This window comes from Methanomicrobium sp. W14, from assembly GCF_017875315.1.
GTDB lineage: Archaea > Halobacteriota > Methanomicrobia > Methanomicrobiales > Methanomicrobiaceae > Methanomicrobium.
Genome location: NZ_JAGGMM010000002.1, coordinates 410603 through 431634, shown reverse-complemented (window position 1 = coordinate 431634; position 21032 = coordinate 410603). Strand labels below are relative to the sequence as shown.

Sequence of the window (21032 nt, the reverse complement as noted above, 5' to 3'; positions counted from 1 at the left end):
ATATATAATATTTTGCACAGCAAATAGGACTGTCAAAAACATTCAGACATTGTACAAAGCGAAAAGTGAAAATCCAATGATTTTGCACAGGGAATTATATTAAATAGCTAAATACTACCTGACCAGGTTAAATAAACCTGATAATATTTCATTGAAATAAAAGGATATTATATAATGATAAAGTCAGATTTTTATCAACCGGAAGGTGGTTTACATACCGCGAACAGTCATTAATTTAAAACTTCTGCCCAGAAAAGAGGCAAAAAGGATAATTTTGTCGTCCTTTAAAAAACCGGACAATATGGTTTTACTCTCCGTCCCGGATGCGTGCGGATGCATTTCTGCAGAACCTGTCTATTCAAAGAGGACAAATCCTCCGCTGCTACTCGCAGGACCTGACGGAATTGCCGTAAAAAGTGCGGAGACAAAAAAAGCCGGAGAGGACAAACCTGTAGAGATTGAAGCACCCAGGGTAAACACCGGGATGCCTATGCCTGAAGGTTTTGATGCCGACATAGCAATAGAAGAGGTGACAAAGGTCGCAGAGAACATTTACAGGGTTCATACTCCGGTATCCGCTTACGAGAACACCATTCCAATGGGCTCGGATATAAAAGAAGGGGATATGATACTTGACAAAGGGCATATAATAACCCCGCTCGACATAGGTGCACTGCTTACATACGGAATTACAGAAATTTTCGTTAAAGAATGGAAAGTCGGCCTTATTGCAACGGGTGACGAGATAATATCCCCCTATGAAACCCCAATGCCGGGCCAGATAGTAAACAGCAACTCGTATATTTTTGCGGCTTACCTTAAGCAGTATAAAGTTACACCGGTATTGTACCCTATTATTCATGACAACCGCGATGCTATCGCAGAAGGACTTAAAAAGGCTCTGGGGGAATGCGATATGGTCCTTGTATTCGGGGGGTCCTCTGCCGGGTCAAAGGATTTCACCGTAGACGCACTTGAAGAATCCGGCGAAATTCTCTATCACGGGGTTGCAATGGGACCGGGAAAACCCGTAACACTTGCAAGAGTAAATGAAAAACCTGCCCTGGGAATGCCGGGTCCTTCAGTTTCGTCAAGAACTGCATTTCACGAGCTCGTATGCCCGCTGATGAAGCAGTGGGGAGTGCCTGTCACTCCTGACACTACCGTCCGCGGAGTGCTTACGCAGGATATACCCGCTTTTGGAAATTTCGACCTTTTCATGATGGTAAAAGTCGCGGAAAAGGACGGAAAAACTCTCATAACACCTCTTCCGAGAGCATTCGGCCAGATGAACGGCGTCAGGGCAGACGGTATCCTTCACAAAAAATCAGGAACAGGTGCACTTTCTGCAGGAGATGAAGCTGAAGTGCAGATGCTAAGACAAAACCCTTTCTCCGGGCCGGAGAGTTCCCCGGAATAATCACTATTTTTTTGACTGAAACCCCAAGGATAAAGGCTGACGAAAACAAAAGAAACTGTTTTTGCGACAACCTTAAACCTGCCCTTCAAAAAAAATCATGAACTAAAAAAACAAGGATTTTACGTTAAAATTCGTTTTTATCCATTATAATTTATTTTTAAGGGTAATGATTTTATAAAAAATACACAAAAGGCAGGCAGATGCATAAACCATATGCTGGTTTATATAGTAATAGTTACTCACCGGCGGGACAAAAATCATCTTCCCGAATCCTCATGCAGAAAATCCTTTCAAAAGAAACAAAAGAATAAGGGGTAAATCAGGTGGATTACTCATTTTCCGCTTTTTTACTCCCGCCAGTCCTAGAAAAAGCACCGGAATACACAAGAGCACCATCTACAGGACATACCTCCGTGCAGCGTCCGCACATATAACACTCCGATTTGCTGTCAAAAACCCCCGCCTCGTTGACAGGACAGACCTTTTCACACTTACCACACTCAATGCACTTATCCGTCCTCCTGAATTTGCAGACACTTCTCGACGCCGCAACGGCAAGAAATACCCCGTAAGGGCATAAAAACCTGCAAAACGGCCTGTATACAAAAACCGATATTAAAAGAATAAGTGCAAATACAAAAAATGAAGCCGATGCAATATCAAGATAAAAAAAGTCTCTTACGCCAAGAATTCCGAGAACACTTACAGAAAACAAAAGCCCGGAAACAAGAATTACTAAAAAGACAAAAGCTCGTATCGCAACCGAGTATTTTTTAAGGTACTTTCCTCTTTTTTTGACCGGCAAAAGAGAGACAATCTCCTGCAAAACGCCTACAGGACAGATATTTCCGCAGAAAATCCTTCCAAAAGCAAAACTAAGAGCAAATATCAGAACAAGACCTGATATTACAACAAAAACGGTCGCACTGTTTGAGGAAAGGTTTCTGATAAAAATAGTCTGGAACTGGTACGGTGCTACCGGCGCAAAGAGAATAAAACCTGACAGTGCCGATATGACCAGAAACAAATAACCTGTTTTCCTGCTCATCCTTTTTGTCTTCCACAAAACGGCAATAATCAAAAGTGCAAGAATACCATAGAGAAATCCTGCTGCCTGCGGCAATGATTTTATAACGATGATAACAATCCTCCCATGATGAATCTGACATCAGTCAGTCAGATAAAACTATCTGAACAAAAAAAGCCGTTTTTCTGAAAAAGACAGAAAAGTATACCAGTTCAGATCCATTGGTCATTTTTCATACTTCTTCATCAAAGCCCTGTCCGGATAAATCCGTGCGGTTCCTCCGGCTTTTTTCTTCCCCCTGACTGCTCTGAGCCTGTCAAGGGCAATGAAATCAGGTGAAACACCGTAGCAGACCGATATTTCGTTTTTTATACTCTCCTTTGACGGGACCGCACCCTCAAAAGAAAGAACAAAACTCACCTCTTTTCGCGGGAAATCCGGGTTTTCCCTGTATTCATCAAATATTATATCCGTTTTAAAACACCTCTCAGATTCCTGTAAATTTCTCTTATTTGCCCTTCCTTGTAAACTTTCCAAGACCCCTTTTCGGTATCATACCGTCAGGTGAAAAAAAAGTTCCTCCTGCACTTCTAACGTCCTCTATAGTATAAAATGCCTTAGGGTTGTACTTGTTAATGGACCTTAGGACCTGCGGGATATCTTTTCTTTTTACTACAATTAATATTATGTTTACACTGCCATACTGCCCTTTTGCACCGACAGTTGTTGTGCGAAAACCCTCATTTTTCAGGTAATTTACGAGCTTTGTTGCATCATGTTGTGTTATTGTCCTGATAACAGACACCCCGAGGGCCATCCTCTCTTCGATAAGAATTCCTATATAGTTCCCGCAGGCAAAACCAAGTGCATATCCTATAAATGCAGGAACAGGAGTCCCGTCCTTTAAGACCTGGCTTATTGCAATAAGCCAGATGCTTATCTCAAAAAAACCGACAAAAGGTGCCAGGTACTTAAGTCCCCGGGAGATAAAGATGATTCTCATCGTCCCGAACGAAACGTCGGCAATTCTTGCAAAGAATATCAAAACAGGCAGTATGAGATAATTGAATAAGTCCGGGTCTGTCATGGGCGGTTTTTCCAGCAGGTACTCCTGTTTTTCTATTTACAGTTCCCATTGCTGAAAATATTTTTGGTCAAACACAAACACGCAGGGCTTTTTTATGGGCCAGGGCCATTTTTGAGACAAAAACGGGAATACAAAATTTATGAAATAAAGCTTATAAACTGTGAAGTACAACTATCTGACTTCCTAAAAATATATTATATAACCAAAGTAACCGACATCCCGGCTGCAGATACGTGGGTTAACATGACAGATAAAACTGAAACGGAAAAATGCAGGGAAATCAGGAATATAGTAAAGAACAGCAGTTTTACAACACTTAGGGATTTTTCAAAAGAGCAGATAGAATATCTGATAAAACTTTCAAGAAAACTCAAATATGCCAAATACAGGCACCAGGAGATAAAATATCTTGAGGGAAAAGAGATAGCACTAATATTTGAAAAACCCTCAACAAGGACACGCTGTTCGTTTGAGATAGCCGCTTACGACCAGGGTGCCCATGTCACATACCTCGGACCGGAAGGTACACAGATAGGGCACAAGGAGTCCATAAAGGATACCGCAAGAGTTCTGGGAAGACTTTACGATGCAATAGAATACCGTGGGTTTTCTCAGGAAAACGTGGAAATTCTTGCAAAATATGCAGGTGTGCCCGTATACAACGGCCTTACCGATGAATTTCATCCGACACAGATACTTGCTGACATCCTTACGATAACCGAGCATTCGGACAAAAAACTCACTGATGTCTCAATATGCTACCTGGGCGACGGGCGGAACAATACTGCAAATTCACTCCTTCTCGGTGCATCCATTCTCGGAATGGACATAAGGATATGCAGCCCGGGAAGTCTTATGCCAAACGATGATATAACAGGGTTCTGCAAAAAGGCTGCGGAAAAATCAGGCGGAAGGCTCACATTTACAAAAGACCCGAAAACCGGCGTATCCGGTGCGGACTTTATTTACACTGATGTCTGGGTCTCTATGGGTGAACCTGACGAAGTATGGAACGAACGAATTAAACTTCTTATGCCCTACCAGGTGAACGCCGACCTGATAAAGGCGTCAAAAAACCCAAATGTAAAATTCATGCACTGTCTCCCTTCATTTCACAATACCGAAACTGAAGTCGGAAAGAAACTCTGTAATAAATACGGCTACTCAGCACTTGAAACAACAGAGGATGTATTTGAATCAGAATATTCCATAGTGTTTGACCAGGCCGAAAACAGGATGCACACTATAAAAGCAGTGATGGTCGCAACTCTTGCGGAAAGAGAACCTTAAAATAATCCTCCCAATGCAGCAGAATCTTCTTTAAAACGTTAAAAAATGCTGATATCCAAAAAAATATTTTTTCCCTTTACGTTATCCCGAGGAAAAAAACCGTTAGTCTCCCTTAAAACCTCTTATTGTATACGAGAGCAGGTTAACGGCGTAATCCACAGCAGGGTTCAGTGGATTCATATCCTTCATGGACTGCGACGCAGCAGACAATGGTTCTTTGTATTCGCCAGCCTCAACCGACAAAAATTCCTTCAGATTACCAAAAAGGTGTGAATTGTACTTTCTTTCATTATTAAGAATGCTGCTGTCGCAGATTAACGCCCTTTTTTCGGATATATATTCCCAGTCAACCTCGGTCTTTTCAAATACCGTTTTCAGGGTTTCAATCTTTACCCAGTCGCTTCCAAAAGATGCCTGAAGACTCTCCTTTCGGGAACTTATACAGAATAGAAGGTCCCTGAAATCCGAAACGAATTCACGGTAACTCATCTTAAACTCGTCAAAAACCTTGTCAGCCTTTTTTTCGGCATCTGGCGGGTCCGCGACCATTCCAAGGGCAAGGGTCCCTGCAAGAAAATAAATATTTTTCAGGAAACTGTCAAATGAAGATTCTGTTTTTAAAAGAAGAGTTGTCATGTGTTCGTTTTCTTCTTCAACCGTCTCAACACTATACAGCCTTTCATGGACCATCATAAAAAACGAAGGCAGCGCCGAGACAGCGGACAGAAAAATGATTATTCTCATAAGTATGATATTGTGATTCTTTTGCGGTTTTAAATTTATTCATACGTCAAAAACAACTGGATACAAAAAAAGTAATAATACACCTTTAATTCATGCAATACCATTTCCGGAAAGATAAAATGTCCCTTGATTCCTGCGGGTTACAAGTAAGAGGTGTCACAGGGGGCATTGCATATATAAACTTGTATATGGTTTATGGCAGTATGGAGTATAATTAAGGCACATGCCGGATTTGAGTGATAAAAAAGCATGGATAACAGTTTAAAAGGGATTTTAATCACAAACTGCCACAATTTGAAAACCGGCATAAGGAAAGAATTTCCCGGATTCCCGGACTATAATATGATTATTCAAAGAAAGTTTTCAGGACAGGTAATCATACCAGCTGAAACTGTATGTCTCTTCAGATGTGATATAATCACCCAAAACTACGCACGTCCACTTTCCTGCAGGAATCTGCGGAGATTTTTCTATAGAAATACAGACTGAAGAACCGTTACCGCCAAAATTTTCTTTAGTATATCTTTGTATCGAATAGTCGGGTCCCATAAGAGTCACGGAAAGAGAACTGGATGAATTTATCCATGAAAGCTCACATGCAATTTTCTTTACACCGTCCCTGACGTTTACAGAATACCAGTCCGATTCACCCTGAACAATTTTTTTCCCGGAAATGCCGTTAAAAACCGTTTCATTACCGGAATTATTTACCAATGTCCTGGGGCTGCTGTCCCCTCTATTACCGTTTAGCAGGACATAATAAATCCTGCTTACATTATCCGGCCCTTTTTCAGTCCAGACAAAACTATCCGGGCAGTCACTGCAAACGGATATTTTTCCGTTGCCGGAATACAAAACATTAGTCAGGTTTTTTTTCGGGTCATAAATCCTGACCTGCCACAGGTCTTTGCTTTTCTCAGCCCATATTATATTCTCTCCTGATAAAAAGGGACTTAAAACCTGACGTTTGAACGAAAAGGTATTTTCAGTAAAATTTGTTCCGGCAGGGCTTTTCTGCATAACAGGAATTTTCCCGGCATTATTAAACCAGACAAGATTATTCTCCCTGTAATAAACGGATGATATATCACCGTTTTTTTCAACGCACACCGGTAAACTGCAAAGACCGGCAGCACTACAGCGGTAAAGCGAATCGCCCTGGATACCCGGAATTACAAAAGCCAGCTCTTTTCCGTCCGATGCAATGGTCTTCGGGGGCTGTATATTCTCAACAACAGTTCTGACGCTCTTTGATGACGGGTCCAAAGACATAACCTTCGAGGAGTTCTTTATCCCCTCTTCGCTCCAGAAAAGCAGGTCACCGCCGAAAACAAGACCCTGTTTGCGTTCAGCAGAATGGAGCCTGAAAGCGGTTTTTGAACTGAAATTATATACACAGATGTCAGTTCCCGTTTTTTCGTCCTCAAGCCACGCCATATATTTTTCGTTCATGCAGAGAGACTTCTTAAACTGCGAGTCCGGCATCAGTATGACGCCGGATTTGTTTATCATGTCAAAGACCGCAACGAAAGTTTCTTTTCCCGAAACAGAGACGTTGCTTTTAAAATCCCCGCCACTTCCAATCCACGCTATCCTCTGAAGAGATGACGAGAGTGAAATTATCTCCGAACCGTTTCCGGGCGTCGCAAAAGAATTTATCTGATAGGCGGCCGATGAAGAGACTAAAAACATGAAAAGGATTAAGGCTGACAGCAGGTACAGTGAGTAAACCCTTCTTTTATTCCCGTCACCCATATCCTGCATCACTTCCGTTAATCTGCATTACAGCCGTCAAAAATAAGATTTGTGTCAGGCATTCTTAGAATACCGACTAATAAGTGAGTTCACATCCGCCGCATAAACAGAGCCAGGGCATAAACCTTGGACCGATATGTCTCCGGAGGACACGCTCCATACTATATATCCCGAATCCGCCGAGACGTCATAACAGTCCGAAGAGCCGTATGTCAGCCTCAGGGGGTTCAACCCGTTTATGCCGGAGCAGAACACCTCGTAATGCCCGTCAGTCATCTCTGTCCAGAACACCCTGTTTTCAGATATGACAGGCCCCTTTTTGCTGCTGTCCGACCCTGCAATATCCGATTCAGTCCCCTTTTCTATGTCATAAATATATATGCCGTACGGTGTTCCTGTAACATTCAACTCTTTTTGGTTTTTTACCAGGTTTTCCAGGGGATAAGTGCCGGAAATGAAACCGTTTTTCAGGTCATAAACTGAAGAGTTCTCATGGTAAAGGTCAATGGAAGAGGTCTTCTGCGTGACCGTATCGTACACAAAATATGAGTTCTCTTCGCCTTCTTCCGGGTACTCCCTGAAGGCGACATACCTGCCGTCTGTAACGATTTCACCCGGATATCTCTCCCCAAGATTAATTTCAGTTATTAACCTCTCCTCTCCCCGTCCGGCACCGCAAACCATGACATCTGCCTTTTGGGTTTCTGTATCATTATGTTTTATCCACGCATCAAGGACGCCTGACGAGTCATAATCAAAGAATCTGTGCCCTGAAGATGAGACAAGATTAGTTTTTCCTGAATTCAGGTCAGCTGAGACAATACGGTATTCTTTCGTACCGTTGTCATAAAGACTATAAAACGCACGGTTTCCGTTCAGGATAATCCTGCCGCAGTCGCACGGAGGACTGCAGGCTTCATATTCGCTTCTTTTGCCTGAAGTCAGATTGTATACGTAAAGTGAACTTCCGTTTTCGTCTACAATTGTCCAGTAAACGCGGTCTTTGTCAAGACCGGCCCATAAAGGTGATGCTCCAAGGCTCATGCCGTCAAATACGGTCATATCCTTGTATGAGCTTCCATCTGACTCTGAAGAGTTTACGGTTTTTACTTCAGGCGAAAAATATGCGGATACCGGATTTTTCACTGCCTCTATCTCAGGCACATTTATTTTTGCAGGACTGTCTTCATCCACTTCAATACATACAGCCTGGTTTAGTTCCGATTTATTCCCGCTCTCCATATATGACTGCAAAACGTACTCACCGGAGGAAAGATTTTCCTTTGAAATATTAACTTCAAAATAGTTTCTTTCAGACCCTTTCAGGACCTCAGTCTGTCCTTTCACTATGCCATTTAAATTTTTGTCCTCTGCACCGGAAAGGCTGTAATCCACGGTTTCACCCGGAGGCAGGTTCGTTGAGGCAAGGACATAGATTTCTTTTCCGTCCGTGGTTGTTGCGACAGTTTCATATTTTATCCATGGCTGCTCAATTATGAACATCGTTTTTGCATAGATGTCATCGCTTAAAGGGCTTTCAAGCTCGTCCAGAAATTCCTCAAGAGAACGGGGGAATGCCTCTTCCGAAACTGTACCCGGGCACATGGCCGTAATGTTTTTACCGGCGTCAAACCTGCCGTTGTAACCGCTCTCCTGAAGTACTGCAAAATACTGACCGCTCTTAAGCCCTTCAGTTTCATAAGAGTACAGAGTATACGAAAATATACCGTTTACAGGCAGGATACTGTCTTTTTTTATAAAACCAGGCCCGATTATCAAAAGCCTGTAGTCCTGGAAGGAGTCGGTATTCCCCGAGAAAATGATATTCTCACCGCACGAAGGTATTACTACAGGGTCTGCCGATATGCTTACATTTGTGTCCGCACAGGCTGCACCCGGCAGAAATACCGCAAGGGCCAGGACAGCCAAAATGCAGAACACTGCTCTGCACCCGGTATTTTCATCATTTGGTTTTACATTCATATCAATCATTTCCGTGATGTATCCGGATTTACCATTCAGTCACGTGAAAATATACCGTTTATGTGAAAATCCTCTAAATTACAACGGAAAAACCGCCCGGAAACTTCTGCCGTAAATTAATGCTTAGATGATTCTCACACAGGATTTATATATAAATATACTTTAATATTTCAACGGCCCGAAAGCCTGAAGAAAAATGATTATGTTCACCCGCAAAACCGGAAAAATTGCAGAAATATCACTATGTCTCGCACTGTTAGTGACAGCGTTTTGCATTCTTCCGGGAAACCCGTCAGAAGGTTATACGATATCATATAGCAGTTCGCTTCCGTCCGGCGGAGAACCCCAGGATATAGTTCCGGTCTGCTGGTGGGAAATTTCACTTAAATACTACCTGATGTTCTTTGCAGTAACCTTCTTTCCCGCAATGACGCCGGCACTGGAGATCATAAACTCACTGTGCATGTTTGCGGCACTCGGGTTTAAACGGATAACTGAAAAGGACGTTTTGAAAAACCCTTCAAGAAAAAGAATATATGATTACATCTGTGAAAATCCCGGATCAAATTTTACGGATATATCCAGAAATACAGGTATAAACAGGGGAACACTCAGTTACCATGTAAACATCCTTCTTGGGCAGAACAGGATTACAGAAAGGAAAAAATACGGATTTGTCTTTTATTTTCAGAACAACGAGAAATACACACCCTTTGAGCAGGATATATTCATGCTTTTCAAAAGCAGAACTTCAAAGAGGATATGCAGAACAATCGGGTCGTCCAACGGAGTTTCGGCATCCGAACTCTCCAAAAAACTTGGCATTGCCGTATCTACCGTATTATGGCATTTAAAAAGGCTTTCCGAATCAGGAGTTGTGATACCTGAAAAAAAAGACGGAAAAATTGTATACTCGGTTTCAGACGAGATAAATTCCACTCCAGACCATGCCGGATTTTTCAGTGACAACGAAAAATGCCGGAACTACTAAAAAAATCCGGAAAGACTAAGTAACATAAATAATTTTTTAAACTTTTCTGTTAAGGTATCATTTGCATACAAATTTAAGCATGAAACATTAATTATCAAAATACCGGCGATTCTAAACATAGTCTGGGGGCGGTGGAAAATGAAACAACTGATACTTGCAACTCCTTACGCAAAAAGAGGTCTTCTGAAACTCCCTGAAAACCTGAAAAATCAGATAATTCAGGACATCACAAATTTTTCGGCAAACAAAGAAAATTTCAAAAACAACGGCAGTTCAAACGATGAGAACAGACACGAAAGTTTCCGGAAAGAACCTGGCGGAAGCGAATCATTATTCCCGGTTTTCCCTGAAAAGAAAACCCGGGAAGAAACAGAGGTTTACTCCATTGAATCCTCAGGCTACATGGCTCTGGTGACTTTTCATGATGAAATCACCCTGATACATGCGGTCGAAAAGAAAAACCAGGATGAGAAAAGTTTTTTTACGTCGTCCCGTTAGAGACCTTTTTTTGCACTTTCATTACCGGGACAGTTAAAGGTGAACCCCGCTGCCTCTTAAATTAAAAACGCAGTCATGTGAAAAAATTAAATGTAAAATATTTTGATATTCAGAGTTCACCCATAATTACAGCTTCATTTTCACCGTTTTTCCGGGTACTGTCTGGACTAACTTCTTTTACGAACAATGCAAGAATGAGGACTAAAATCCCGAACAGCATTGCAAAGAAAAATGCAAAATCAAAACCGGCAGACAGGACTTCAATCTTTATCGTCACAGGAGTGCTTGATACGACACCTTCCCTTTTCGCGATGAAAAGTGCACCCTGTATGAACAGAAGGTTATAGAAAGCTATTCCAATTGTAGTCGGAGCGTATCTTTCAAGACCGGTAAGACTTGAGACCATGCCCTGGAATCTCCCTGAAACCGAGTTCAGAACCATACTGAACATAGGAGTTGTCATAAGGCCCAGACCGAAGCCTATCAGGAAAAGGCAGACACCGATAAACAAGAGACCGGTATCAGGGTGAAGCCTGCTCATCATGAAATATCCTCCGGCCATTATGAATGCCGCCACTACAGCAAGAATTCTTCCGCCTGTCCTGTTGTATAAAAGTCCTGCAAGAAGACCGGATATCATCATGGAGAACGAGAGAATAGTCAGTATAAGACCGGCTACCGAAGTCTCATACCCCTGGACATATTCAAGATAAAACGGCAGAAGATAGTTTATACCGCCGAAAGTCAAAAAGACCAGGGAAATAATAACGTTCATCAGTACAAAATTTTTGTTCCTGAAAAGTCTCAGTTCGAGAAGGGGATTTTTGTTTTTCAGCTCGTGCATAACAAACATCACAATAAATACCGCCGCTCCTGCAAGAGAGAGAAGGATACAGGGGCTCGTCCAGCCCAGCGTCTGACCTTCTGATACGAAGAATAAGAGCATTGCAAGACCTGCAAAGATGAAAAACGCCCCGTATTTGTCAAACCCGGAAAGACTTCCCTCCCCTTTAGTATTTGGGACAACTTTTGCACCGAGGATTACAGCCAGAATTCCAACAGGCACATTTATGAAAAATATCCAGTGCCACGAAAGGTACTGTGTCAGGGCACCTCCTATAGTAGGCCCCAAGGCCATCCCGAAAGATGCAGCAGTCATTATTATCCCCATTGCTTTTCCGGTCTTCTCCGGGGGGATGAATGCCGTGACCATTGCAGGTGCAACCGCTGTAATCATCGCACCGCCTATACCCTGAAAAGCCCTTGAACCTACAAGAGAATAAAAAGACCCTAAAAGGTCAGGGATAAAACCGCAGGCAAAGGAGCCTGTCGTAAAAAGAATAAAACCCGAAAGAAAAACCCTCTTAAAACCTATAGAATCCGAAATTTTTCCGAATATAAGAAGACATCCCGCGATTACCAGAAGGTATGACGTGGAAACCCAGCTTACCGTGCTTGACGAAACGTCAAAAGACTCTGATATGGTCGGAAGCGCAATGTTTACTATTGTCCCGTCAAGAGACGACATAAATATTGCAAGGGATATCGAGAGAATTAAAAGTGGAAAATTGTATTTCTCCGAAAAAACAGAGGACTCAGCCATACCATAACATTTAACCGTACTCTATAAAATGATTTATAAAATGACGTTTGAAAGAAATTTTTTGCTTTTTTAGTTCACTTTACTTACTGTAACGATTTTTTTCCTTCAACTGTATTTACTTTCAGGGGCTATTGTTAATCCTCAGAAAAATAATCCGTATCAATTTTTTTAATAATATATTTTTCATATGTGCTGACTCCAAGATTATACTCGATCATCAAATCGACCAGTTTTGATCCGTCAATCAACACAATCTTTGTATTCGGATGTTCTGACAATTCTACTGCCCTTTTTGAAAATCTGGATGTTGTAATAAATACTCCTTTCTTTGCCCCCCTTAATGTCAAAGACCCGATAAAATTTCTGACATCTGCACTACCTACAACATTTCCTTCATTCCAATGCTTAGCCTGAATATAAATTTCCTCCAGACCTAGTTTGTCTTCCTTAATTATTCCGTCAACACCATCATCGCCGCTCTTTCCTACTACTCGTCCTGCGTCAGACCTTGAACCTCCGTATCCCATTGCGACAAGAAGATCAACAACCAGTTTTTCAAAAAACTCCGGACTCATCTGCATAATCTGCTCAAGCAGGTCCGAAGCAAGGGAATTTCTAAATTCCTGATAACCCTGAGTGATTCTGTCTTCCGGGGTTTCCGGATTCAGAGTAGTTTCATTTTCAGAGACGATCTTCCTTGTTTCATCAGCTTTAGTAAACTCCCGAAATTCATGAAATTGTAACAAAAACTGCGAATCAATTTTTTCAGGATTTTTTTTCAAAACAATAAGGCCTCTTTTTGTTATTTGGACCTTCCCTCGAACTGAATTGTCAATCAATAATGCTTTTTTCAAATATGTTTTTGCCCAGCCAATTCTTGACCTGTATACCAGCACTCTGCCACTTGGTAGCAATTCTGCCTTATCACTGTCTGACAATCTAAAATACTCAGCCAGTTTTTCCCTTATATCTTTAACAGTATGGACATCCTTATCCTCAAGCAACCTGAGAAAAGGAAGCATAAATTCTTCATATGACGGAACAGGCATACAAAAAACGAATTGCCGTCTGAATAAAAAAAAGCATCGAATTCAGATCAAACCAAAACCCACGACGCTGAGGCTTTTCCCTTAGATATCGGAAGGCCGTCCTCCTTTAAACCATCGATATGAAATGCAATTGCCTCATGCATATTTTTCTCGGCCTCTTCACGGGTTTTTCCTGTTGCAACGCATCCCGGAAGGGAGAGAGAATATGCCGAATAATTGTCCTCCGCCTTTTCAACAATAATCAAAAATCTTAACATTCTTTTTTCTCCTTAATTCCTGCCTGTTTTAATATGCTGTTTAATTATTCACATAGTAAAGAGTTTTAGGATACCTCGAGATCATACAAAATTTTACCTGTCTGGAATGTCAAACACAGTTAAAAAAGTCAAAAACAGGTTATAAATTCACTTTTTCCATTAAAACGGTTATCAAAAGCTTTTTTTGCTGTTTAGTTGAGAGTTTCAAAATTAATTATACAAATACATTGTATTTTCAGAAGATTTTACTGTAAAGCCTGCCGTTCTTACGGTATTTAAGCATCTGGACAATTCTTTCGTATTCGCTTTCTGAAAGCCTTTCACCGGAAACTGATTCCTGCATAAAACTGTTCACCTCCCTTTGCATTCTGTAATGAGAAATATCCGTTTAGGGGAGGATATACCCTGCCCGACAAAAATTAACTGAAGTGCCGGTTTCCTAAAATTTGATTTACCTGAAAGTGCAGGGAAAACAGATATAAACGCATGAAAAAATCTTAAAAAAAGATAATTGTTGCAGCAGAAATCCTGCCTCACCAAAAATTAATTCTGGTATTATATTTCAGATGTGTGCATATTTTGCGGTGAAAACACCGTCAATCTTTAAAATTTCGTCCATTGCATCCTGAGGGACAGGAGAATCGATGTTAAGGACCATTACAGCCTCTTCGCCGGGCTTGTTTCTTCCGACCTGCATTCCGGCGATGTTTACATTGTGCTTTCCAAGAATTGTCGCAAACTTTCCTATGACTCCCGGAACATCATGGTGGCGTGATATGATGGCGTCTCCGCCTGGTGTCATGTCGGTCATGTAGTCCCCTATCTTTACAATTCTTAATTTTTCAGGCGATGACACGTTTCCGCTGACAGTCTCCGTCATCTTGTCCGTCTTAACGGTTATCGTGATCAGGTTAGTAAAGCCCAGTGACTCCTTTGCAAGCGTCTCCGAAACTTTTATTCCGCGTTCTGTTGCAGCAAACTCGGCGTTTACGATGTTTACCGGAGTCTGGAGAATAGGGTCCAAAAGCCCCTTTAACGCAAGGCGTGTCACATACTTAGAGCCGCGTCCGAAGTCAGACGCTTTCCCGCCGTATTCTATGTCAACAGACTGGATTCTCCCCTCGATAAGCTGTATCAGAAGTTTTCCCATCTTCTGGGCAAGAACAGCGTAAGGTTCTATTCTGTCCTGCTGGTCAGGTGCGACCATAGGTGCGTTTACGACAAACTTCGCCGAGCCGCCCTTTAAGACCTCAATGCACTGTTTTGCAACGGAGACCGCGACATTCTGCTGGGCCTCGACCGTCGATGCACCAAGGTGAGGTGTCGTTATGACCTGGTCAAGGGTTACAATCTTCGAGTTTACAGGAGGCTCCTCTTCATATACATCAAGAGCCGCACCTGCGACTTTGCCTGAAACAATTCCGTCATACAAAGCCTCTTCATCGATGATTCCTCCACGGGCGCAGTTTATGATGCGGACGTTGTCCCTCATAGCCGCAATGGACTTTTTGTTTATCATGTGCTTAGTCTCTTTGATAAGAGGCGTGTGGACAGTGATAAAGTCTGCAACCGGGATTAACTCTTCAAGAGTCATTACCTCGGCACCTATTTCCTCTGCCCTTTCGGTGTTTATATACGGGTCATATGCAACGACCTTCATTTCAAGCGCAAGTGCACGTTTTGCAAGTTCCTGGCCGATTCTTCCGAAACCGACAATCCCAAGGACTTTTTCGTTCAACTCAACGCCCATGAATTTGGAGCGTTTCCACTCGCCCCTTTTGACTGAGGCAGTGGCCTGCGGTATATTTCTCGCAAGAGAGGCCATCATTGCAAGAGTATGCTCGCATGCCGCAAGCGTGTTCCCTGCAGGTGCGTTTGCAACGATAATTCCGCGCTTTGTTGCCGCATCAAGATCTATATTGTCAACGCCTGCGCCGGCACGGCCGATAAATTTGAGCTTATCCGCCGCCGCAATCACCTTCTTTGTCACCTGCGTTCCGCTTCTCACCAAAAGACCGTCATATTCACCGATTATTTTGACGAGCTCATCTTCCGAAAGTCCGGTCTTTGTATCTACTTCGCAAAATCCGCGAAGAATATCCACTCCCTCATCTGCAAGAGGGTCACTGACAAGCACTTTGTAGCTCACTTAAAAGTCCCCGTATTTATTTGTGCATATTAGATATTGATTGTTTTTATGCCGGCCCGGAATAAAAGCCGCATGCAGGCAGAATATAAATAAATATAAACACAGTTAAGAAAGAATTTTTTGAAAACAAAGGTAACATTGCAACCGCACAAACAAAACATAAAACGATTTTTTCATACCGGGACGCAATAACTTTCGGCAAACATAATTTATCCTGCCGGCAATAGATAATACACAACCTATTACACAACAGGTGGTTTTTTAGCATGAGTAAAATGCCAGACATTATGTGGCTTGCAGAAATCAAAAAAGACGACATTCCATCAGTCGGAGGAAAAGGAGCCTCTCTTGGTGAAATGAACGCCGTCGGACTGCCGGTTCCGCCAGCATTTGTTGTTACGGCGCAGGCGTTCAGGCGTTTTCTCGTCGAAAGCGGTATCGAGACAGAACTTTTCGGTAAACTCGAAAATCTGGACGTCGAAGATGCGGATGTTCTCGAAGCATCCGCAGAGAAGGCTATGAAGACCGTAATGGATGCAAAGATGCCTGAAAGCATCAAAAAAAGCATCATTGAGTCTTACACCAAAATGGGCGATACCACAGTCGTTGCAGTACGCTCAAGCGCAACGGCAGAAGACCTTCCCGACGCAAGTTTTGCAGGACAGCAGGAGACATACCTGAACATAAAGGGCGAAAATGACCTTATTGAAGCTATTCAGAAGTGCTGGGCGTCTCTTTACGGTGCACGCGCAATATATTACAGGGCAAAGCAGGGATTCGAGGACAGAGGTGTGGACATCGCTGTAGTCGTCCAGAAGCTTGTCTACTCCGAGAAATCCGGGGTAATGTTCTCGTCACATCCTGTGAGCGGTGAACCCACAACAATAATAGAGGCGTCCTGGGGCCTGGGTGAAGCTGTAGTATCAGGAATAGTGTCTCCTGACAACTATGTCTTTGACCAGAGGACACACCGCGTAATCGACCGCTACATTGCAAACAAAATAGTCGAAATCCTCCCTGACGGAGACAAAGGGACAAAAGAAGTCGACATTCCAAAAGACAGGCAGGACTCACCCGTACTGTCCGTTGAGGAGATAGAAAAACTTGCAAAATTCGCTAAAATCGCTGAAGACCACTATGACACCCCACAGGACCTTGAATGGGGAATCGTCGGCGGGACAATATATATTCTCCAGTCACGCCCGATTACAACAATTACCAGCAAATCCTCCGGGAAAAAGGAAAAGTCAGAAGATACAGGCAAAATACTTCTCGAAGGCCAGGGAGCATCACCGGGAATCGCAACTGGGGCCGTTGTTATCGTAAACTCCATAAAGGACCTGTCAAAGGTAAAGGACGGTAACATCATGGTTGCAAAGATGACAAACCCCGACATGGTTCCTGCAATGAGGAAGGCCGCCGCAATAATTACAGATGAAGGCGGAATGACATGCCACGCGGCAATCGTCAGCAGGGAGCTCGGAACACCTGCCGCCGTCGGGACCAAGAAAGCCACGCACATGCTTAAAAACGGACAGGTCGTCACAATCGACGGTGAGAAGGGAATCGTCTTTGAGGGAGGAGAACTGAAAAACGCGGATAAAACCGCACAGCCTGTAATCACCGGATTTGCACAGGCTCCGATAATCACCGCAACGAGCATCAAGGTCAACGTCTCTCTTCCTGAAGCTGCGAAACGTGCCGCAGCAACAGGTGCCGACGGTGTCGGCCTTTTAAGAATAGAGCACCTGATTTTAGGTCTCGGGAAGACCCCGCAGTGGTACATCAGAAATAACAAAGAGGACGAGTTCATAAACGAGCTGTATACAGGCATCAAAACGGTTATGGACGAGTTCAACGGAAAGCCGGTATGGGTCAGGACCCTCGATGCTCCTACTGACGAGTTTCGGAATATGAAAGGCGGAGAGGAAGAACCCGAAGAGCACAACCCGATGCTGGGGTGGAGAGGCATCCGCAGGGACCTCCAGAGCCGCGACCAGTTCAGGCTTCAGGTTGAAGCTTTCAAAAAACTCTGGAACGAAGGGTATGACAACCTCGGCATAATGTTCCCGCTTGTAGGACACCCTGATGAATTCATAGCCGCAAAGGGGCTCATGAAAGAGTTCGGCGTTGATGTTGAGAACAGGGTTCTAGGAATTATGGTCGAAATCCCGAGCAGTGCCATCTTAATTGATGACTTTATCGCTGCAGGAATCCAGTTCGCATCCTTCGGGACGAACGACCTTATACAATACACGCTTGCAATCGACAGAAACAACCAGAACGTCGCCTATATGTACAGACCAAAGCATCCGGCAGTCTTAAAGCTCATAAAATATGCAATAGAGCGCTGCAGGGCCGGCGGAGTCGAATGCTCGATATGCGGCCAGGCCGGGTCAGACCCGGAAATGGTCAAATGGCTGGTTGAAACGGGCATTACAAGCGTTTCTGCCAACATAGATGCAATATCAAAAATAAGGGAAACGGCAGCGAAAACTGAAAAGAAGATAATTCTTGACGCTGCAAGAAAACAACACTAAATCAACAAAAAAACTGTAATCATGCAAAAAAAGGGTTGTTCTGAAGAAGAACTCTTCTCTTTTCTGTCTTCGGTTAAAAAAAACGACAGGGCATACAGAAAGGTTCTGAGTTCAATGTGCACTATACCGCACCCTGTTGCCGTACGTGCACATAACATGTTTATCGAAACAAATCTTGGCGATCCCGGGCTGTTTATGGGTACAGCCTCGCTTGAGGCCCTTCTTGTGGAAAGACTCGGTTCTCTTCTGCATTACAAGGACGCAGGCGGTTACTCTACGTCCGGAGGAACAGAGTCAAACATACAGGCTCTGAGGATTGCAAGGGAGACAGGAGGCAAAAAATTCCCCAACGTCGTCGTTCCTGAATCCGCGCACTTTTCATTTGAAAAGGCATGTGAGATTCTCTCGCTTGAACTGCGCACAGTCCCGTCGGACAGTGAATTCAGGATGGACGAGAATAAGATAGAGGACTATATCGACAAAAACACGGTATGCATCGTAGGGGTTGCCGGAACGACAGAATACGGCGTGGTCGACCCCATATCCTACTTATCCGACATTGCCGGGGACAGGGGCATATTCCTGCACGTCGACGCCGCTTTCGGTGGTCTTGTACTCCCGTTCATCAAAAATTCACCGGACTTTGATTTTAAACTCCCCGGAGTATCATGCATATCAGTCGACCCGCACAAGATGGGAATGTCGACTATTCCGGCAGGGTGCCTCCTTGTACGTGACCCGTCCGTCTTCAGGTCCACCGAGGTAGACACACCTTACCTGACCGTTCACAAGGAGTGCACTCTCTGCGGGACAAGACCGGGCGGCTCGGTTGCAGCTGCGTTTGCAGTCCTTGAATACCTGGGTGAGGAGGGAATGAAAGAAGTTGTCGACAGGTGCATGAAAAATACGCATAAACTGATCTTAGGAATGGGTGAACTCGGCTATCCTGTCGCAGTCCGACCCACGGTAAACGTTGCATCATTCTTATGCGACAAAACGCCTAAAGGATGGCAGGTTTCAAGGACACGTGCCGGGCATATGAGGACCGTATGTATGCCCCATATCACGGAAGACGTTATCGACGAATTTTTAAAAGACGCAAAAGAGATGTGAACAAATGTTTAATAAACTAGTAGAATCGCTTGAAACATGTCCCATTGTAAAACGGGGAGAATACAACTATTTTATCCATCCTATATCAGACGGTGTCCCCGTAGTCGACCCTGCTCTTTTAAGGGAAGTCGCAGTCCTGATGCTAAGAAACCTCAACCTTGAAGGGGTCAACAAAATTGTCGTTGCCGAGGCGATGGGGATACATATCGGAGTCACACTCTCGATAATGACCGACATCCCTCTTACCATCATAAGAAAAAGGGAATACAGGCTTCCCGGAGAAGTCGACCTTCACCAGACCACAGGATACTCCAAGGGAGAGCTTTACCTGAACGGAATAGAAAAAGGCGACAGGGTCGTAGTTATAGACGATGTGTTCTCTACAGGCGGGACAATGAAGGCAATACTGAAAGGTCTTTCCTATAAGGGTGCTGAAGTTGCGGATGTACTCGTAGTAATAAAGAGGGGAGAATGCGACATCGGAAGACCATACAAGTACCTTGTCGAAATAGAAGTCTCTGAATCCGGTGTACATGTTAAAGACACAAAATTCTGATATTTTTTTAAGGCTTGAAAATTCCGGGGCAAAGACCGTTGCACTGCAGTTCCCGGAGGGAATTAAGCGTGAAGCCATATCTTTTGCGGAAGAACTCCGGAAAAAAGGTTATATTGTAATCATTTCCGGCGAGCCGTGCTGGGGCGCCTGCGACCTTGACCTTGACATCCTGAAATCTGCTGACGTCCTGGTGCACTATGGGCATGCTCCTGTCGACGATACGAAAAACATCATATATGAATTTCTAAGGCATGACATAGACATAAATTCCCTTGAACCAGTTTTAGGCAGCATCAAAGGCAAAAAAATAGGCCTTGTAACGACCATCCAGCATGTCCACGAGCTTGAAAGGATTAAAGTCTTTTTTGCTGAAAAAGGGATTGAATGCATCGTTTCAAAAGGAGGAAAAAGAACGCCATATAAAGGGCAGGTCCTCGGCTGTTCCTTTGAGGCAGCAAAAAATACAGGTTGCAACGAGATTCTGTTTGTCGGAACAGGTGTTTTTCACCCCCTGGGAGTATCTCTTGCAACAGGCGCAAGAGTCATCGCATTCGACCCTTACATGAAGGAGGTCAGGATTGCAGACCCCGACAGACTTTTAAGGCAGAGATTTGCGAAGATAGAAAAGGCGAGATCTGCTGGGAGTTTCGGCATAATCCTGAGCAAAAAGTCCGGGCAGAAAAGAGAGGAGCTCGCAGAGAGGCTTGCATCGTTATCTGATAAGGCCTGCATAATATCAATAGGCGAGGTAACGCCCGACGCTCTTTTAAACCTCGGTTTCGACGCCTACGTAAATACCGCATGTCCGCGTCTTGCATACGACGACCAGGCAAGATTTCCCAGGCCCATGCTTTCCCCGGCAGAGTTTGAAATCGTCTGCAAAGTCCGGGACTGGGAAGACTACAAAATAGATGAAATAAACTAAGCTAAAATATTTTTACAAAGTTGCAATACTCTCCCCAGGACCGGA

18 protein-coding genes are annotated in these 21032 nt (G+C 43.6%); 8 read left to right on the top strand and 10 right to left on the bottom strand.

Features of this window, described 5'->3' with window-relative positions:
• Positions 1 to 205: 205 nt before the first annotated feature.
• Positions 206 to 1420, top strand: coding sequence for a molybdenum cofactor synthesis domain-containing protein (locus J2128_RS07945; RefSeq protein ID WP_348632383.1), 1215 nt, complete (start codon positions 206 to 208; stop codon positions 1418 to 1420).
• 328 nt (positions 1421 to 1748) lie between these two features.
• On the opposite strand, the gene J2128_RS07940 is transcribed toward J2128_RS07945, so the two are convergent.
• From J2128_RS07940 to J2128_RS07930, 3 genes are all read right to left on the bottom strand, one after another.
• Positions 1749 to 2543 (bottom strand): 4Fe-4S binding protein, encoded by a 795-nt coding sequence (locus J2128_RS07940; RefSeq protein WP_245323478.1) that lies wholly within the window; start codon positions 2541 to 2543, stop codon positions 1749 to 1751.
• 129 nt (positions 2544 to 2672) lie between these two features.
• Positions 2673 to 2867: a hypothetical protein gene (locus tag J2128_RS12965; RefSeq protein ID WP_348632382.1), complete on the bottom strand. Its 195-nt coding sequence runs from the start codon at positions 2865 to 2867 to the stop codon at positions 2673 to 2675.
• 88 nt (positions 2868 to 2955) lie between these two features.
• Complete coding sequence (locus J2128_RS07930; protein ID WP_209690596.1) at positions 2956 to 3534, bottom strand: DUF2179 domain-containing protein; 579 nt, start codon at positions 3532 to 3534, stop codon at positions 2956 to 2958.
• A 243-nt stretch (positions 3535 to 3777) separates the two neighbouring features.
• On the opposite strand from J2128_RS07930, the gene argF reads away from it, so the two are divergent.
• Positions 3778 to 4824, top strand: coding sequence for an ornithine carbamoyltransferase (gene argF / locus J2128_RS07925; RefSeq protein ID WP_209690595.1), 1047 nt, complete (start codon positions 3778 to 3780; stop codon positions 4822 to 4824).
• 102 nt (positions 4825 to 4926) lie between these two features.
• Here argF and J2128_RS07920 read toward each other — a convergent pair whose 3' ends face one another.
• The 3 genes from J2128_RS07920 to J2128_RS07910 form a co-directional block, all read right to left on the bottom strand.
• Complete coding sequence (locus J2128_RS07920) at positions 4927 to 5568, bottom strand: hypothetical protein (protein WP_209690594.1); 642 nt, start codon at positions 5566 to 5568, stop codon at positions 4927 to 4929.
• A gap of 363 nt (positions 5569 to 5931) precedes the next feature.
• On the bottom strand, positions 5932 to 7323 hold the full coding sequence (locus J2128_RS07915; protein ID WP_209690593.1) for a hypothetical protein: 1392 nt from the start codon (positions 7321 to 7323) through the stop codon (positions 5932 to 5934).
• 54 nt (positions 7324 to 7377) lie between these two features.
• Complete coding sequence (locus tag J2128_RS07910) at positions 7378 to 9306, bottom strand: hypothetical protein (RefSeq protein ID WP_209690592.1); 1929 nt, start codon at positions 9304 to 9306, stop codon at positions 7378 to 7380.
• A gap of 202 nt (positions 9307 to 9508) precedes the next feature.
• Between J2128_RS07910 and J2128_RS07905 the strand changes: the two genes are divergently transcribed.
• The gene (locus tag J2128_RS07905) at positions 9509 to 10297 is read left to right on the top strand and encodes a winged helix-turn-helix transcriptional regulator (protein WP_209690591.1); all 789 of its coding nucleotides are present in this window, start codon (positions 9509 to 9511) and stop codon (positions 10295 to 10297) included.
• Between the two features lie 138 nt (positions 10298 to 10435).
• A complete protein-coding gene (locus J2128_RS07900; protein WP_209690590.1) occupies positions 10436 to 10795 on the top strand; it encodes a hypothetical protein in 360 nt (119 codons plus the stop codon).
• A 109-nt stretch (positions 10796 to 10904) separates the two neighbouring features.
• Here the strand turns inward: J2128_RS07900 and J2128_RS07895 are convergent, their stop codons facing one another.
• The 4 genes from J2128_RS07895 to serA form a co-directional block, all read right to left on the bottom strand.
• On the bottom strand, positions 10905 to 12398 hold the full coding sequence (locus J2128_RS07895) for a DHA2 family efflux MFS transporter permease subunit (RefSeq protein WP_209690589.1): 1494 nt from the start codon (positions 12396 to 12398) through the stop codon (positions 10905 to 10907).
• Positions 12399 to 12532: 134 nt separating this feature from the next.
• Positions 12533 to 13447, bottom strand: coding sequence for a restriction endonuclease (locus tag J2128_RS07890; RefSeq protein ID WP_209690588.1), 915 nt, complete (start codon positions 13445 to 13447; stop codon positions 12533 to 12535).
• A gap of 47 nt (positions 13448 to 13494) precedes the next feature.
• Positions 13495 to 13704 (bottom strand): type II toxin-antitoxin system HicB family antitoxin, encoded by a 210-nt coding sequence (locus tag J2128_RS07885; RefSeq protein ID WP_209690587.1) that lies wholly within the window; start codon positions 13702 to 13704, stop codon positions 13495 to 13497.
• A gap of 562 nt (positions 13705 to 14266) precedes the next feature.
• A complete protein-coding gene (gene serA, locus J2128_RS07880) occupies positions 14267 to 15853 on the bottom strand; it encodes a phosphoglycerate dehydrogenase (RefSeq protein WP_209690586.1) in 1587 nt (528 codons plus the stop codon).
• Between the two features lie 266 nt (positions 15854 to 16119).
• Between serA and ppsA the strand changes: the two genes are divergently transcribed.
• From ppsA to dph2, 4 genes are read left to right on the top strand one after another with little or no spacing between them, the layout of a single operon-like run.
• The gene (gene ppsA / locus J2128_RS07875) at positions 16120 to 18393 is read left to right on the top strand and encodes a phosphoenolpyruvate synthase (protein WP_281069290.1); all 2274 of its coding nucleotides are present in this window, start codon (positions 16120 to 16122) and stop codon (positions 18391 to 18393) included.
• A 21-nt stretch (positions 18394 to 18414) separates the two neighbouring features.
• Positions 18415 to 19506 carry a tyrosine decarboxylase MfnA gene (gene mfnA / locus J2128_RS07870; RefSeq protein WP_209690585.1) on the top strand — a complete coding sequence of 364 codons (1092 nt, stop codon included), beginning with the start codon at positions 18415 to 18417 and terminating at the stop codon, positions 19504 to 19506.
• A 4-nt stretch (positions 19507 to 19510) separates the two neighbouring features.
• Positions 19511 to 20062 carry a hypoxanthine/guanine phosphoribosyltransferase gene (hpt, locus tag J2128_RS07865; protein ID WP_209690584.1) on the top strand — a complete coding sequence of 184 codons (552 nt, stop codon included), beginning with the start codon at positions 19511 to 19513 and terminating at the stop codon, positions 20060 to 20062.
• Positions 20040 to 20987 (top strand): diphthamide biosynthesis enzyme Dph2, encoded by a 948-nt coding sequence (gene dph2, locus J2128_RS07860; protein ID WP_209690583.1) that lies wholly within the window; start codon positions 20040 to 20042, stop codon positions 20985 to 20987. Before hpt ends, dph2 begins: the two co-directional genes overlap by 23 nt.
• Positions 20988 to 21032 lie beyond the last annotated feature (45 nt).

Bases quoted from the DNA above. Each gene is read 5' to 3' on its own strand.
- J2128_RS07930 (WP_209690596.1), bottom strand. From the start codon at position 3,534: ATGACAGACCCGGACTTATTCAATTATCTCATACTGCCTGTTTTGATA.
- argF (WP_209690595.1), top strand. From the start codon at position 3,778: ATGACAGATAAAACTGAAACGGAAAAATGCAGGGAAATCAGGAATATA.
- J2128_RS07920 (WP_209690594.1), bottom strand. From the start codon at position 5,568: ATGAGAATAATCATTTTTCTGTCCGCTGTCTCGGCGCTGCCTTCGTTT.
- J2128_RS07915 (WP_209690593.1), bottom strand. From the start codon at position 7,323: ATGGGTGACGGGAATAAAAGAAGGGTTTACTCACTGTACCTGCTGTCA.
- J2128_RS07910 (WP_209690592.1), bottom strand. From the start codon at position 9,306: ATGAATGTAAAACCAAATGATGAAAATACCGGGTGCAGAGCAGTGTTC.
- J2128_RS07905 (WP_209690591.1), top strand. From the start codon at position 9,509: ATGTTCACCCGCAAAACCGGAAAAATTGCAGAAATATCACTATGTCTC.
- J2128_RS07900 (WP_209690590.1), top strand. From the start codon at position 10,436: ATGAAACAACTGATACTTGCAACTCCTTACGCAAAAAGAGGTCTTCTG.
- J2128_RS07895 (WP_209690589.1), bottom strand. From the start codon at position 12,398: ATGGCTGAGTCCTCTGTTTTTTCGGAGAAATACAATTTTCCACTTTTA.
- J2128_RS07890 (WP_209690588.1), bottom strand. From the start codon at position 13,447: ATGCCTGTTCCGTCATATGAAGAATTTATGCTTCCTTTTCTCAGGTTG.
- J2128_RS07885 (WP_209690587.1), bottom strand. From the start codon at position 13,704: ATGTTAAGATTTTTGATTATTGTTGAAAAGGCGGAGGACAATTATTCG.
- ppsA (WP_281069290.1), top strand. From the start codon at position 16,120: ATGAGTAAAATGCCAGACATTATGTGGCTTGCAGAAATCAAAAAAGAC.
- mfnA (WP_209690585.1), top strand. From the start codon at position 18,415: ATGCAAAAAAAGGGTTGTTCTGAAGAAGAACTCTTCTCTTTTCTGTCT.
- hpt (WP_209690584.1), top strand. From the start codon at position 19,511: ATGTTTAATAAACTAGTAGAATCGCTTGAAACATGTCCCATTGTAAAA.
- dph2 (WP_209690583.1), top strand. From the start codon at position 20,040: ATGTTAAAGACACAAAATTCTGATATTTTTTTAAGGCTTGAAAATTCC.